This window comes from Devosia sp. (assembly GCF_035944845.1).
GTDB lineage: Bacteria > Pseudomonadota > Alphaproteobacteria > Rhizobiales > Devosiaceae > Devosia_A.
Genome location: NZ_DASZAW010000109.1, coordinates 142295 through 156478 on the forward strand (window position 1 = coordinate 142295; position 14184 = coordinate 156478).

A 14184-nucleotide genomic window follows, 5' to 3' on the forward strand; every position below is an offset into this window, starting at 1 on the left:
GCGAGCGCCCCGGCACCCTGTTGCGGTGGCGCCGGCCAACTTCCCCCGACCAAGAGGCCAACCATGTTCAAACTACAGTCCCCCACCCTCAACCGCCGCCGGCTGCTGCTTGGGCTGGCGTCTGCCTCTGCTGCCGGCGCGACCGTGGCACTTGCGGGCGCTGCTGCAATTGCCGTGGCCGAGAGCCCGACGCTGCTCCGCCTTGCCGATGAACTTCCGAGCCTCGAGGCGGCCTACGTCGCCGCGCTCGCAGCAAAGAACGCTGCCTATCGGCGCGGCATGGCGAAATGGCCGAGCGCCCCCAAGGCCCTGCTGCGGAGTACGCACACCCACAACGCGCTTGAGCGGGACGTGGCCGGAGCTGGCTTCCGGCGTGATGGCGGTGAGGTGTGGGACCTTTGGACGCTGGACGACGCCCGGACGCCAGTGGAGGCGTTGCGGAAGGCTATCAGCCGCGCCCGCAAGGACCCGGCCCGCCCTTTCTCGGTCGCATACTTCTACGGCTCGGACACGGCGGATGGTTGGCGCCCGACCCTGGCAGATAGCGAAGCGCGGTTACAGGTGGCAGAGCGCTACTACGCCGAGACGGCACGGATACGGGACTGGTGCGGGTACAAGCCCGCCGAACGGGCCGCGTCAACCGCGTGCGAAGCGCTGGTAGCCCACATCGGGGCAATCATGGCCGAGCCTCCCGCGACTATGGCCGGCGTGGTGATCCACGCTCAGGCGCTCGCCGCCTTCGGCAAGGTCGAAAGATGGTGTCGCGTGACTTGTGTTGAGGCTTGGCCTTGGGCCGGTGACTTCGCCGCTTCGGTGCTGCGCATCGCAGAGGAGGCGCCAGCCAAGCAAGCCTGATCAGCGAGCGGCCGGGACAGTTGCGGCACAACGGCCCCGGCCTTTCCATCCCAAACCCATCGAGGCCAGAAATGGACAAGGTACAGAATATCACTCGCCGCGGCGCACTCATAGGCGCGCTTGTCTCCACAGCTGCCATTGTCTCGGCAAGTGCCGTGACGGCAGCCGGGACCTCATCACCTATCTCGACCCTCTTTCCGGAATGGCTCGCCTTGCGCGAAGGCTCCGGCGACGAAAACTTCGCCCGCTATCTCGACCTGCAGGAGCGCATCACGGGATCCACCCCTGCCGGTGCGCGCGAGCTGGCGATGCAGTTCGTTGTCGAGACCGACGATGGCGACAGCGATTTCCGCGACGCGTTCTTTGCGCGCGTTCGTCAGCTTGCGATGGAGGGTTGAGCCATGGGCACCAGTAGTATCACGAGGCGTTCTGTCCTCAAGGCGCTCGGCTTCGCTGCAGCCGGTGCCGGCGTTTCCTCGGTCGCGGTGGCCGAAGCGGTCAAGCCAGTGTTCGTGAAGGTCGGAAGCCCGTCGTTCTCGGTCTCGCCCGAAGTGATGGCGGCGGTTAGCGACTGGAACCGCACACAGGATGCCAAGGCTCTGGCGTGGCAGGCCTACGAGGCAACTTGGCTCACCGTCCGTGATGAGGACGGCAAGCTCGTCGCCCGCACGCCTCGCGACGTGAAACTGGACGACGAGAATAGTACGCGCGCCGCGTGGAAGCTGGCTTGCGAAGAGGCCGACGAGGCGCAGCACACGTTGCTGCGTCAGCTTCGCAAGACCGATCTCGACCTCAAGGCGATCTATCGCCGGGACGCAGGCCGATGAACGCGCCCTTTCTGCGCCCTCACGGGTGCCCGCGCGGCGTTGATCCCGTCGAATGGCGTCAGGTCGTTGAGGCTCGGCTCGAGCAGCTACAGGACGCTATGCTGTCGCTGATCGAAGCGCTCAACAGGATGGATGGAGATACCGACCTCGAGCCGTGGCTTGCTGGCTCAGTTGGTGAAACCGAGGATCGAGAGGGCGGAGATCCGCTCGATGAAGGGGAGCCGAACGATTGGGACGATGAGGACAGCGATGCCGACGAAGCCAACGGCGACCTAGAGCCATCCCTGGGTGGGCTCGCAGTGATGGTCGGCAGCAAGCTCATTGTCGACGGCGAGGGCGATAACTCCGACTTGGAATATTCGCTCGGCTGGGGCTTTGACATTTTCAGCCACGGCGCCGCTCACATGATCAATTCTGCGGACCGTGAACACGATGAGGCTGCGGTTTAGCGGAGGGGCCTACGGGCCCTTTCTGCTTCCTCGAAGGTGGCGCAGGTGTTTCTACTGCTCATGCGCCCTGGTGCACCGGTCCTGCTTCCCTGCGCATGGACCGTTCCCCGACAATCTGGCGACGCTCGATCATGTGTTCCCGCGCTCGAGGCTCTCCGAGTTCGTCAGCATCCCGTCAGAGGCATGGTTTAGATTGAACCGGGTGGCGGCCTGCGCGCGCTGCAATGCCGACAAAGGCGCATTGTTGCCGGGCGAGTGGTTGGCCATACTGCCGCATCGTGAGGCGCGGCATCGCCTGAGCGCCCGACTTTACGCGCTAACGTTGGCAACGGCCGGGACCACAGGGGCCTCGACAGCACTGAGGCCGATCGAGCGCCGGCTCAGGTCGTAAGGTCTATCGGCGCGCTCGGCCAGTTGCGGTCCACCGCGTCGAGCTGCCGGTCGAGGTAACGAACTTCGACCTTCGCGTTGATCCATAACGTGGCGCTGGCAACGAACAGGATCACCCCGGCAAGGGCCGAGAGCCACCACCAACCGCTGTCGCTCAAGGCGCGCCAGACGCTCACGCCGGCGAGTAGCACGCCGCCGAGGGTCCAGCCGCTGTACGTCATTGCCCGGTCAGCCTGTCGCATAGACAGCTCGATCAGTTGGTTAGTCAGCGCCTTGTTGACGGTCGAAGCCCAGTCCATGCTCGCCCCCTTACTCGCCCTTGAACCACGCATTCGCGCGGTCGTTGGTGATTAGGGCGACCAGCCCGGTAATCCAGATGAAGCCCACGGCCGCGAGGGGGACGAGGCCCTGTCCCGCCAAGTAGAGGATCAGCACCCACGGCGCGGCGAGGTAGGCCACCACCAGCACCAGCATCAGGACAATTCGTCCGTTCATAGCGCGTCTCCCCTCGCCCTCGGCGCGACCCTACACCGCCCCCAAATCACTCGCCATCCCGCCCCTTTGGCGGCGAAGGATGGCAAAAGAAGCAACCGAGGACCTATCGACGGCCAATCAAGGAGTCGATACTTGAGTAGAGAGGTATCTGCGGCTGCTAGAAATTGGAGCCCGCAGCGTCTTAGCCGGCCGCCATGGAAGTAGTTCGCCATTCCGACGCACGCCAAAATCCTTGAGGAACTAGCGGCCATTAATGGCACGACCAAGCATCCATTGGGATTCCCAACATGGGAGCCCATTGAAGGCAACGGGATCGAGCGCCTTCGTGTCGTCTGCCCTCTAGCAATTGACGGCGTGATCACCTCTGGACTACGCCTCGAAATCACAGGCCCGCGCGCCGTACCCGAAGGGCGTCCGTTCCATGGTATGGCGGCGTGTCTTTTTGCAAACCTGGGCGGTCAGGGGTGGCATCTGGGGCGCCTTGAGTTCGACCCGGTAGGAATTCCACCGCATCACGAAAACCAGCGCCGGTTCGCCCCTGCTCCCCCCAGAGTTGCCGGCGCCCACGTGCATTCGTTTCAAGACAATGTCCCCTACGGCCTCGACATGCTAAGTCCTCAACTTAACCTTCCGGTAGCTCTCCCCATGGAGCAAAGGTTTGAAACTTTTCACGATATCTTGCACTCTGTGCGGGACCGCTTCGTTATCCCGGAACTTTGGTTAGAGGATCCGACGTGGCTGCGACTGCTAGCATGACAACCCGACCTGAACAGATGCGTTCGTTGCTCAACGACGTTATCCATGATCTCGTTATGATCGATTTGGATGGCGGCGACGGCCTGGTCGCGCTGCCAATCCTATACCCAGGCGGGGCACCGGTTGTTATTCGGGTGCGGCGCGACGATGACCAGTTCATCGTCAACGACCAGGGGAACGGCTATGTTGCGGCCGAGCACATGGGGGGGGCGAGCACTTATCTCAAGCTGGCGCCCGCGGTCGCCGCGATGAACGGTGTTGAGTTCGATGGCCACATGATGTTTGCGGCGCGTGTCACTCGCGAATGGCTACCTAGTACGATAATCTTTGCGGCAGCAGCGAGTAGGCAGGCGGTTGAGCGCACCGCCGAAAAAATGACTGTCGACCTTGAGCAGTCGTTGCGGGCCAATCTACAGGATCGCCTGCGGCACACCTTCCGCGATCGAGTATCCTTGGATGTGGAGATTGCAGGCGGATCCACAAAGAAACGGAAATTTGCTGCTCGTATCGACGCGGGTGATCACGTCTCAGTTTTTGATCTGGTCACTCCACACCACGTGTCCATCAACGGCGCTATCGTCAAATTTCAGGATATCGCTCAACTCGATGCGCCGGTCTCCGGCGTAGCGGTTCTGTCAGATCAGAATAAGGTCGATACTGGCGATATCGCCCTCCTGTCGCAGTGGGCATCAAAGATCATCCCGCTGAACGCGAATGACGCTACTCTCCGCGAAGCTGCGTAGATTTTCACTGCCAGTTCCCGCTCGCCTCAAACGCGACGGTTGTGAGCTGTGTGAGGGATCGCCGGTAGCGCACCCTCCAATGCCGCCCGCTCCAGGGTCTTTTGGTGGCACCTCTAATGCCGCTCCTCAATCGCAGGCGCCGGCTGCAGATATCCGTGCCCGACAAGCCAATCCCTGAGGATGGCCGCAATCGCCTCTGACCTTGACGCAGGCGCGAAATCCTCCTGCAGGAACAGGTTCAGCCCTTCGACGATGTCAGCATCTGGCTCGGCATCGAGGGCGGCAATCATCTGCTCGGCGGCGATAAGGCGGATGTCCTGCGCCTGCAGGTGGGGAGGCATAGCAACCCTAGCGATCCTTAGGAGGTCGACGAGCACTTTGCGAACCTCCGAATTGTCCAGCGACATCCCGCCCTCCGGTAGAAAAACTGAGGAAAGGTCATCTGACGCTGTTCCGCAATAGCGCCAGAAGGCAGACCGTGCTGCGCAGGAGGTGAGGAGATGAGTCTCAGCCACTTCGCCCGGGGCGCGATTTCCGCCGAGAATAGCCGACGCCAGATGATGCTGCGCGGCTTCACCCCGAACGGCCATCCCCTTTGGGAGCAGCCTGAAGCCGGCCACCTGCGGCACGGCTACCCTAACTACGACGCCGTAATGGTTCTTAACACCCGGCGGACCCGGCCAGCCCATCACAGCAAGGCGGGACGGATGGGCATAACGAAGCCCGGCGCCCGACAATGGGACGCGAACGAACTGTTCAAGCTTCATCGGCTGTATCCCAGAGCAACCAAAGAGGAGCTTCTTTCGGCGCTACCCGAACGAACCTGGCGAGGCATCTGCGGCCGTGCTCGGGCCGATGGGTATTTCCGGGCACCTCGCCCACTCAAGCCGACCGGCAACGCGCTCCTCGATCAGATCCTCGAGAGAGCTAGGCAGCGCAACTGGTCGCGCGCCGAACTCGATGCCGAGACGAACTCACGCAAGTACTTCGAGCGAAACGCATGGAGAGGCGGAAAATGGGATCACAGGACGCACATCCGGGCGGTGCAAGTTCTGGGCGGTCAGTTGAGGGCCCGCTGGATGCACCCAAGCGCCCCGACGTCTGGCCACGTTGGGAGGGCTGGGAACTCGAACTCGTTTCAGCCGCAGGCGCAACGATAAAGCTACTGGAGCAAGCACTCCCTCACCGGACTCGTTACGCAATCCTCGCGAGGCGCAGACTGCTCGGCGTGAACCCGGCACGCTGGAAAGTGGCAAGCTGGCAACCTCATGAACTTCGTATACTCAGCAAGAATCGGCAGAGGTCCAATCACGAACTGGCTGCAATGCTGCCTGGCAGAACGGTTACAGCGATCAGCACGCGACGTGGAAGGTTGGCTCTCCAGACCCTGCGCCGGAAGGTATGGCTCAGTTGGGATCTGAGGGCCGTGCGTGAGGCAGAGCAAAGCGTGTCCGACCGGGACCTGGCCAGCCTGCTGGGCCGAACGCAAAAGGCCGTCGCGGCAAAGAGGCGCAGGATGGGAATTGTGAAGAGCGGTTCACCGAGAAAGCAGCGGCCGGCCTTAGTTGAAGATATCCACACACGAGCAGATGATTGCGGGATGGCCATCAATGCGATCGAGCGGGCCATCGATGCTCCGGGGGGATTGCGGCCCTCGCGCCAACCCAGCAAACAATCAGTGCCATTGGTCGCGGTCGCCGCGGTGGAGTTGCTCGGAGGTGAACTATTTGCGGTGTGGGATGACTGAGCGCCCCAGCGAGCAGTCCGCGAACGACTAACCGGAAACGGCTGTGCGTGCTTACTATCTGCTTACTGGCGGAAACTTATCGAGCGCGCCGAGCGCCGAGAAGCCCGGAAAAGGTGGTGCCGCATGCCGGATTCGAACCAGCGACCCCCTCATTACGAATGAGATGCTCTACCGACTGAGCTAATGCGGCCTGACCGGCGCGAGCGATGCGCTGGTGCGGGGTCTAATACAAGCGACGCCTGTCACGCGCAAGTGCGCTTGAGGCCATAGCGAACAGGCTCAGGCTTCGGGCAGTGCCAGCGGTCCGCCCTGTGGCTTTTCTGGCTCGGTCGGTGCCGGCGGCGGCGCGCCTTCCGGCAGGGCCGGCGTGGTGATGCCGGTGCGGGTGGCAACCGCGCTGGTCGGCACCCGCCATTCGAAGGCATCGAGCTTGCCGGTGACCGGCGACAGCGGCTCCCATTCGTCGGCGGTGATGCCGTCGGCGGTCCACACCGGATCGCGCGGCGCGCGCACGGCGCGGTTCAGCCAGTCGCGCGCCTTGCCCTTGTCGCCGGATTGACCTTCCTCGATCTCAGCCATCAGGAGGCACACCGCCTGCGAGGGGTTGGCATTGGCATAGCCGGCCAGCGCCTGCCGGGCCCCGACCCAGTCGAAGGCATCGATCGAGGCCCGTGCCAGCACCAGCGCGCTGGCCTTGTTGGGCGGCGGTGTATCGATCAGTTCCTTGATGCGCTTAAGCCGGTCCACGGCCGAGACGCCCGGCAGCGAGTTGGCGAACAGCGTCGCGATATCGGGGTGCGACGTGGCGCGCCACACCCGTCGCAACAGGCTCATGGCCCGCCGCGCTTCGTTGCGATTGGAGTAGATGCGCGCCGCGATCAGCGCCGCCGGCACAAAATCCGGCACCAGCTTCAGCGCACTGAGCGCATGCTCGAGCGCCGCGTGCGGGTCGGTGCCTTCGGCGATCTGCGCCCGCGCCGCCTCGACCACCGCCTGGCGGCGGCGCTTGCGGGTCTTTTCCTCGCGCGTCACCGCCTGCTCGTCGGCGATCATCCGGTAGGCCTCGTCCCAGCGGCCATTGCGGGTCAGGTCGTCAAACACCGCCTCGCGCGCCCAGGGCGCCTGCGGCGAGATGTCGATGGCCTTCTGCGCGAAGGTCAGTGCCGCATCGGGGCGCCCCTGTTGGCGCGCCTGATCGTAGAGGCCGGAGAGCGCGGCGAGCGCCGTTTTGCGGTTGGTGATCAGCGCCCGGTAATGCTCGCGGGCCGAATGCATGTCGCCCAGCGCCAGGTCGGCACGGGCCTCGAGCAATTGTGCCGCGGCATTGCGCGGCAGGTTGCCACGCGCCTCGCGCGCCAGCTGCCGGGCCCGGTTGGCATCACCCGCCTGTAGCGCGATGAAGCCGTCCGACAGCGCCATGAAGCCGGCGTCCTTGCGCCGTTCGCGCGATTGCCGGGCGATGTAGTAGGGCGCCGCGATGATGCGCTTGACGATGCCCCAGATGAGGATGATCAGCACCACCCCCGCCACCGCGAGGAACGCGGCGACGCCCAGCCGCGGTTGCATGCGGAAATCGAGGAACTCGATGGTGAGCGTTCCCGGCAGGCCGATCAGCCAGGCGATCCCGGCAGTCACCAGGAGGCTGAAGATGAGCCAGTAGGCGAGCCTGATCACGGAATAGCCTCCGCCGTCGGCGCCAGCGCCCGGCCGCGCAACTCGGTGACGAAGCCTTCGGCTGCGGCGAGCTTGGCAATATCCGCGCCGGACGGGCCGGCCCCGGCCTGCATCGCCGGCGGCAACTGCGCCAGGAGCTCCGCCGCCGCCTTGAAATCGTGCCGGCCGACCGCCGCTTCGAGCCGCGAGACGATCGCCTCGGGTGTATCACCGGCCACTTCGCCGACTGGGCGAAGCGCCAATAACCCCTTCATCCACTCGAGCGCATCCTCGCCCATATCCCCGGTAGAGACCGCGGCGCGGCCGGCAAGCACGTTCGGCACCGCCGCGGTGAACTGCGCCACCACTGCATCGGGCCGCGGCAGGCCTTCGGTCGCAGCAGCCTCCACCGGTCCGGGCACCGCGAGGTCGGGCAGCAGCGTCTTGAGGCCGGCGAGTTCGGCCGCGAATGGCCGGCCGTTGGCGATGGCAGTTTCGAGCCCCGACACCATCAATGGCAGGCGCACTGCGGGGCCGATATCGGCGGCGCCGAGCGACTGGTTCTGCGTCGAAATGGCGCTCTGCGTTTCCGACACATCGCCCTTGAGGCCGCCGATTGCGCTGTCGGCGGCGGCCACCCGCTGGTCGAGTGCCGCCAGCTGGGTGCGCAACTCGGCGATGCCGGCCTCGATATCGCTGATGGTCTGCGCCAGGGCCGTCGCATCGGCAGAAGAGGCACCGGCGCCGATTGCCGTCACCCGGTCCTCGAGGCCTTTCAGCTGGGCTTCGATCGGCGCGAGATCCACAACCGGCGCGCTCGGTAGGGCCGCAACTGCCTGTCGCACTTCGTTCAACCCGCGGTCGAATTGCGCGATGGTCGCATCAAGGCTGACCTGCGTGCGCTTGCCCTGCTCTTCGAGAGCCGTGAGCCGCGGCGATTGCCCCTCGAGCGCGGCGAGGCGGGTTTCGATTTCGCTGAGGCTGCTGTCGGTCGCGTCGAGTCGTGCCGCGGGGTCGGCGATCAGCGGGCGCTGGTTTGGCAGCGGCAGCCAGTTGCCGAGCCCATAAACGATGCCGGCGCCGAGCAGCGCCCCGGCGACCGCGGCAATCGAGATGGCGCTCCATGGCATGGCGAGCCGCGCCTGCGGTCGTGGCGGCGGAGGCGGCGACGGACGCAAAGGTTCTTCCGCGGCGGGGCTCGCCTCGCTCGACGTGGCGTCGGCAGCCTCGGCAGCCTTGCCACTTGCCGTCGTCGCAGCGGCCGGCTTCTCGGCCTCCCGCGCCGTGAGCTCGATGACCGGCGGCTTGACGGGCCCCGACTTGCGTTCAGCCATGCGGCACTTCCTTGCTTAGCTTCATGGGTTTTGGTCGCGAGCGAACGACAAGGCAAGTCCCATCATTGCCTCCTCGCTGGGATGATCGGCGAGACCGACCCGCACGAAATGGGCATCGAGCAGCGGCGCGGCAACCGCCTCGGACAGGCAAAGCACGCCGAAACGCGCTCGTGCCGGCTTTTCCAGCCCGCGCTCCACCAACCGCACGAAGGTCTGTGCGGTGCGCTTCGAATAAAACAGAGCCGCGTCGATCTCGCCACCATTGAGCCGGTCGACGAGACCATCGGGCAGCGCCGCCACCGGATTCATGGCATAGACTTCAGCGGTGATCACCATGCGCCCGAACGGCGCCAGCGACTTTCCGAGGTCCGCCGACATGTCGCGCGCCGCCGGATAGAAGATCGGACCAGCCAGCGGCGCATGCGCCAGCAGCTCGACCAGGTCGGCGAAGGCGCCATCGGCGCTGGTCACCGTCTCGAACCCCATCTCGCGCGCCACGGCGGCCGTGCGGTTGCCGACGGAGTAGACCGGAAGTCTGCGATAGCGATCGAGCACGCCGCGCTCGTCGAGGGCGCGCAACGCGTTGGAACTGGTGAGCACCAGCGCGGCAAAGCCCCTGGGGTCGGGCAGGCCCCCCTCGAGCGTTTGGTGCACGAGCAGCGGACACGGCACACCCTCGATCCCGAGCGCACCGAGCCTTGCGGCGGTATCGCTCGCGTCGGGGTCTGGCCGGGTCACGAGCATTTTCAAGACGAGTCTATCCTTTGAACTGCCGCTGGAACTCCGGCCCTGCCTGTTCCAACAGCGTCGCACCCAGTTGCGTTCCGAGTTTGGCGGCATTGGTGGCCGCACCTTCAACCGAGCCGCGATAGAATTCGTGGCCGTCGGGGCTGAGGATTTCGGCGGTCAACCTGCACGAAACCCCATTCAATTCGGTAAACGCGCCGATCGGGGTTCGACACGAACCGTCGAGAGTTGCGAGCAGCGCCCGCTCGGCAGCGATCGTGGTGGCAGTCGGCACGTGATTGAGCACCTCGACCAACGCGACGGTGCGACTGTCGGCCTCGCGGATTTCGATGCCGATAGCGCCCTGCGCCGGCGCGGGCAGGAACTCGAGCGGATCGAGATAGGCGGTGATCTTGTCCTGCATGCCCAGCCGATTGAGGCCGGCCACCGCCAGGAGCGTGGCGTCGGCAATTCCGGCCTCGAGTTTTGCCAACCGAGTGCCGACATTGCCGCGAAACTGCACCACTTCGAGGTCGGACCGCACACGCAGCATCTGCGCCGCGCGACGGATCGAGGACGAGCCGAGCTTGGCCCCCTGGGGCAGCGCAGCAACGCTTTTATGGCTCAGCGAGACGAACGCATCGCGCACGTCCTCGCGTTCGAGGAACGCCGCCAGCACCATCCCCTCGGGCAGCCACGACGCCAGGTCCTTGCTCGAATGGACGCCGAGATCGATTTCGCCGGCCGCCAGTGCCGCCTCGATCTCGCGCGAGAACAGCCCCTTGCCACCGGCCTCGCTCAGCGGCCGATCGGTCAGCCTGTCGCCGCTGGTGGTGATGACGCGGATCTCGATGCGCTCCAGGTCGACGCCATGCGCCTCGGCCAGCAGTCGTTGCGTCAGGCGCGCCTGGGCCAGCGCCAGCGTGGAGCCACGGGTCCCGATGCGGAGGAACGGCGCCGATTGCATTTCAGTTCATACCTATTGTAGGCCAAAGCCGGGCTGGGCTTACCCCTTGGAGAGGGTGCGGACAAGTTTGATGAGAGTGCTCGGCATCGAAACCAGCTGCGACGAAACCGCCGCCTCGATCGTCGAGCGCGATAGTTCGGGGCATGCGACCATCCTGTCGAACATCGTACGCAGCCAGCTCGAGGAGCACGCGCCGTATGGCGGCGTGGTACCGGAACTGGCGGCGCGCGCCCATGTCAGCCACCTCGACCACATCATCGAGCGAGCCGCGACGACCGCCGGCATCAAGCTCAGCGAGGTCGATGCCGTCGCTGCCACTGCCGGCCCCGGGCTGATCGGCGGCGTGCTGGTCGGCCTCACCACCGCCAAGGCGATCGCCGCGGCATTGGGGAAACCGCTGATCGCCGTGAACCACCTCGAAGCCCACGCGCTCACCGCCCGGCTCACCGACGGCATCGCCTTCCCTTACCTGATGTTGCTGGTCTCAGGCGGGCACAGCCAGTTTGTGCTGGTGCGGGGTGTGGGCGACTATCAGCGCTGGGGCACCACCATCGACGATGCCCTGGGCGAGGCCTTCGACAAAGTGGCCAAGCTCCTCGGTCTCGGCAACCCCGGCGGGCCGGAAGTCGAGAAGTTGGCGGCCAAGGGTGACGCCCGCCGCTTCAAGTTTCCCAAGCCGCTGCTCAAGGAAGATCGGCTCGATTTCTCCTTTTCCGGATTGAAGACAGCCGTCCGCCTTGCCGCCGAGCAGCAGGCGCCGCTGACCGACCGGGATGTCGCCGATATCTGCGCCAGCTTCCAGCGCACCGTGGCCGAGATCGTCGCGGTTCGCGCCCGCTCGGCGCTCGCACGATACGCCACCGAGCTCCCCGGCCAGCCGCCGCGGCTGGTGGTTGCCGGCGGAGTTGCCGCCAACAAGGCAATCGGCGCGGCCCTGCGGGATGCGGCTGACAAGGCCGGCGCCATGCTGATCATCCCGCCGATCCCGCTTTGCACCGACAATGGCGCCATGGTCGCCTGGGCTGGAGCGGAACGGCTGGCGCTCGGCGCCGCCGACCCGCTCGATGTCGCCGCCAAGGCGCGCTGGCCGCTCGATAGCGCCGACATGAGGCTGAGCCATGGCGCTTGAGCGCATCGCCGTGGTCGGAGCCGGCGCCTGGGGCACTGCGCTGGCACAGGCCGCTGCTATTGCCGGTCGCACCGTGACGCTGGTCGGCCGCGACCCCACGGCGATCGATGACATCAACCGCAACCGGCGCAACAGCGCGCATCTCGGCAACCAGCAGTTGTCCGACCGCATCACCGGTGCGCTCGAGTTCCCCGATGCCGACCTGGTGATCCTCGCCGTGCCGGCGCAGGCGAGCCGCGCCGCGCTCAAGCCGATCGCCGCCGCCCTCGCGCACCTGCCGGTGGTGCTCACCGCCAAGGGTCTCGAGCACGGTACCCTGCAGCGGCAGAGCGAGGTGCTCGCCGACGTTTCGCCGACCGCCATCCCCTATGTGCTGAGCGGGCCGAGCTTCGCCGCCGACGTCGCCGCCGGCCGCCCCACCGCCGTCACCCTTGCCGGTGACGACCCAGCGGAAACCTCGGCGATTGCCGCTGCCCTTGCCGGCCCGACCTTCCGGCTCTACGCCGCAGACGACCGGCTTGGCGTCGAGCTCGCCGGGGCGCTGAAGAACGTCTACGCGCTCGCCTGCGGCGCCGTCGATGGCGCAGGCCTCGGCGCCTCGGCCCGCGCGGCGCTGCTGGCCCGGGCTTTCGCCGAACTCACCCGCCTCGTCGTCCGCATGGGCGGCAGCGCCTCGACCCTCACCGGCCTCGCGGGCCTCGGCGACCTGACGCTGAGCTGCACCTCGACGCAGTCGCGCAACTACCGCTACGGCGTGAGCCTCGGCCGTGGCGAGAGCCCGGGTTCCGAGCTCGCCGAAGGGGCGCTCACCGCACCGGTAGCGAAGCAGCTGGCCGACCAACTGCTGATCGACGCCCCGCTGATCGATGCGGTAAACCTCTTGCTCGGCGGCACCACCACCATTGCAGATATCGTAGCGGGCCTCATGTCGCGGCCGCTCAAACGGGAGGAATGACTTTGCTTTATGCCTTGATCGCGCATGACCGGCCCAACGGCCTTGCCCGCCGCCAGGAAGTGCGCCCGGAACATTTGAAGCATCTCGATAGCCTCGGCAGCCGCTTGGTGCTGGCCGGCCCGTTCCTCGACGACAATGGAGACATGACCGGCTCGATCGTGGTGATCGAAGCCGAGAACCTCGAGGCTGCGCAGGCGATCTTCAACAGCGATCCGTTCGTGGTGAACGGCGTGTTCGACCAGATCACCATCAAGCGCTGGCATCTCGGGATCAACAATACCAACAAGTGAGGCGGCGATGGCCTACTGGCTGATGAAATCGGAACCCGACGTCAATTCCTACGATGACGTGGTGGCGCGCGGCGTTCCCGAGGAGTGGCACAGTGTGCGCAACTACACCGCGCGCAACAACATGAAGGCAATGCAGCTCGGCGACGAGGCGTTCTTCTACCACTCCAACATCGGCAAGGAGATCGTCGGCATCATCAAGGTGGTGGCCTTGGCCCATCCCGATTCCACCGCCGAACCGAACGACAAGGGCAAGATCGTCTGGGAGTGCGTCGACGTGCTGCCGGTGAAAAAGTTGCCGAAGCCTGTGACGCTCGAAACCATCAAAAAGACCCCCGAGCTCGCCGACATGGCGCTGGTGAAGCTCTCCCGCCTGTCGGTCTCGCCAGTGACCGAGGCGGAGTGGAAGCTGATCTGCAAGATGGGCGGTCTGTAGACCCGCGCTTTGAGATGGCCAGCGCGCTGGCCATCTCCCCAAATCCCCCAAATCGCCGTAAGTTCGGGTTCCGCACAAAGCGGGAGGGGGATCGATCATGCATTTTGCCGTCAACTGGCTGGCGATTGTCGTCGCTGCCGTCGCCAGCATGGGATTTGGCGCCATCTGGTACAACGTGCTCGGCAAGCAGTGGCTGAGCGCCATCGGCAAGACCAGGGAACAACTCGACGCTGCCGATTGGACGCCTTTCGCCTGGGGCTTCGCGGTGCAGCTGGTGACAGCCTACTTCATCGCGCTGATCACGCCGGCGCTGTTCGGCTCGACCGACCTGTGGAACGGCATTCTCGCCGGCGTGCACATGTGGGCCGGGTTCGTGCTTACCTTCCTGATCCTCAACCATCGCTATCAGGGCCTGCCCTGCGGCTGACCGCCATC

General features: G+C 65.4%; 18 protein-coding genes and 1 tRNA gene. 11 read left to right on the forward strand and 8 right to left on the reverse strand.

Annotated elements, in window-relative coordinates; all coding sequences use genetic code 11:
* Nucleotides 1–63: 63 nt before the first annotated feature.
* The 4 genes from VGV07_RS21900 (at nucleotide 64) to VGV07_RS21915 (ending at nucleotide 2131) form a co-directional block, all read left to right on the forward strand.
* Entirely contained in the window at nucleotides 64–855 is a 792-nt protein-coding gene (locus VGV07_RS21900) for a hypothetical protein (protein WP_326870861.1), read from the forward strand.
* Nucleotides 856–926: 71 nt separating this feature from the next.
* Nucleotides 927–1253 carry a hypothetical protein gene (locus tag VGV07_RS21905; RefSeq protein WP_326870862.1) on the forward strand — a complete coding sequence of 109 codons (327 nt, stop codon included), beginning with the start codon at nucleotides 927–929 and terminating at the stop codon, nucleotides 1251–1253.
* Nucleotides 1254–1256: 3 nt separating this feature from the next.
* Nucleotides 1257–1682, forward strand: coding sequence for a hypothetical protein (locus tag VGV07_RS21910; protein WP_326870863.1), 426 nt, complete (start codon nucleotides 1257–1259; stop codon nucleotides 1680–1682).
* Nucleotides 1679–2131, forward strand: coding sequence for a hypothetical protein (locus tag VGV07_RS21915; protein WP_326870864.1), 453 nt, complete (start codon nucleotides 1679–1681; stop codon nucleotides 2129–2131). The genes VGV07_RS21910 and VGV07_RS21915 overlap by 4 nt, the downstream gene beginning before the upstream one ends.
* 380 nt (nucleotides 2132–2511) lie before the next feature.
* On the opposite strand, the gene VGV07_RS21920 is transcribed toward VGV07_RS21915, so the two are convergent.
* Nucleotides 2512–2820 carry a hypothetical protein gene (locus VGV07_RS21920; RefSeq protein WP_326870865.1) on the reverse strand — a complete coding sequence of 103 codons (309 nt, stop codon included), beginning with the start codon at nucleotides 2818–2820 and terminating at the stop codon, nucleotides 2512–2514.
* A gap of 10 nt (nucleotides 2821–2830) precedes the next feature.
* Entirely contained in the window at nucleotides 2831–3016 is a 186-nt protein-coding gene (locus VGV07_RS21925) for a hypothetical protein (RefSeq protein ID WP_326870866.1), read from the reverse strand.
* A gap of 773 nt (nucleotides 3017–3789) precedes the next feature.
* Here VGV07_RS21925 and VGV07_RS21930 point away from each other — a divergent pair.
* Nucleotides 3790–4515 carry a hypothetical protein gene (locus VGV07_RS21930; protein ID WP_326870867.1) on the forward strand — a complete coding sequence of 242 codons (726 nt, stop codon included), beginning with the start codon at nucleotides 3790–3792 and terminating at the stop codon, nucleotides 4513–4515.
* 113 nt (nucleotides 4516–4628) lie between these two features.
* Here the strand turns inward: VGV07_RS21930 and VGV07_RS21935 are convergent, their stop codons facing one another.
* Complete coding sequence (locus VGV07_RS21935; protein WP_326870868.1) at nucleotides 4629–5282, reverse strand: hypothetical protein; 654 nt, start codon at nucleotides 5280–5282, stop codon at nucleotides 4629–4631.
* A 680-nt stretch (nucleotides 5283–5962) separates the two neighbouring features.
* Here VGV07_RS21935 and VGV07_RS21940 point away from each other — a divergent pair.
* Nucleotides 5963–6262 (forward strand): hypothetical protein, encoded by a 300-nt coding sequence (locus VGV07_RS21940; protein WP_326870869.1) that lies wholly within the window; start codon nucleotides 5963–5965, stop codon nucleotides 6260–6262.
* Between the two features lie 114 nt (nucleotides 6263–6376).
* Here VGV07_RS21940 and VGV07_RS21945 read toward each other — a convergent pair.
* From VGV07_RS21945 to hemC, 5 genes are all read right to left on the reverse strand, one after another.
* A tRNA-Thr gene (locus VGV07_RS21945) sits at nucleotides 6377–6452 on the reverse strand.
* 89 nt (nucleotides 6453–6541) lie between these two features.
* Entirely contained in the window at nucleotides 6542–7936 is a 1395-nt protein-coding gene (locus tag VGV07_RS21950) for a heme biosynthesis protein HemY (protein ID WP_326870870.1), read from the reverse strand.
* Nucleotides 7933–9249 (reverse strand): hypothetical protein, encoded by a 1317-nt coding sequence (locus VGV07_RS21955; RefSeq protein WP_326870871.1) that lies wholly within the window; start codon nucleotides 9247–9249, stop codon nucleotides 7933–7935. Before VGV07_RS21955 ends, VGV07_RS21950 begins: the two co-directional genes overlap by 4 nt.
* A 21-nt stretch (nucleotides 9250–9270) precedes the next feature.
* Nucleotides 9271–9993 carry a uroporphyrinogen-III synthase gene (locus VGV07_RS21960; protein WP_326870892.1) on the reverse strand — a complete coding sequence of 241 codons (723 nt, stop codon included), beginning with the start codon at nucleotides 9991–9993 and terminating at the stop codon, nucleotides 9271–9273.
* A 13-nt stretch (nucleotides 9994–10006) separates the two neighbouring features.
* Nucleotides 10007–10942 (reverse strand): hydroxymethylbilane synthase, encoded by a 936-nt coding sequence (gene hemC, locus VGV07_RS21965; RefSeq protein WP_326870872.1) that lies wholly within the window; start codon nucleotides 10940–10942, stop codon nucleotides 10007–10009.
* Nucleotides 10943–11012: 70 nt separating this feature from the next.
* Here hemC and tsaD point away from each other — a divergent pair, with 70 nt between their 5' ends.
* From tsaD to VGV07_RS21990, 5 genes are all read left to right on the forward strand, one after another.
* Entirely contained in the window at nucleotides 11013–12071 is a 1059-nt protein-coding gene (gene tsaD / locus VGV07_RS21970) for a tRNA (adenosine(37)-N6)-threonylcarbamoyltransferase complex transferase subunit TsaD (RefSeq protein ID WP_326870873.1), read from the forward strand.
* Entirely contained in the window at nucleotides 12061–13026 is a 966-nt protein-coding gene (locus tag VGV07_RS21975; RefSeq protein WP_326870874.1) for an NAD(P)H-dependent glycerol-3-phosphate dehydrogenase, read from the forward strand. The genes tsaD and VGV07_RS21975 overlap by 11 nt, the downstream gene beginning before the upstream one ends.
* Nucleotides 13023–13316: a YciI family protein gene (locus VGV07_RS21980; RefSeq protein ID WP_326870875.1), complete on the forward strand. Its 294-nt coding sequence runs from the start codon at nucleotides 13023–13025 to the stop codon at nucleotides 13314–13316. Before VGV07_RS21975 ends, VGV07_RS21980 begins: the two co-directional genes overlap by 4 nt.
* Nucleotides 13317–13323: 7 nt before the next feature.
* Entirely contained in the window at nucleotides 13324–13749 is a 426-nt protein-coding gene (locus tag VGV07_RS21985; RefSeq protein ID WP_326870876.1) for an EVE domain-containing protein, read from the forward strand.
* Nucleotides 13750–13846: 97 nt separating this feature from the next.
* Nucleotides 13847–14176, forward strand: a complete 330-nt coding sequence (locus VGV07_RS21990) for a DUF1761 domain-containing protein (protein ID WP_326870877.1) — start codon at nucleotides 13847–13849, stop codon at nucleotides 14174–14176.
* Nucleotides 14177–14184 lie beyond the last annotated feature (8 nt).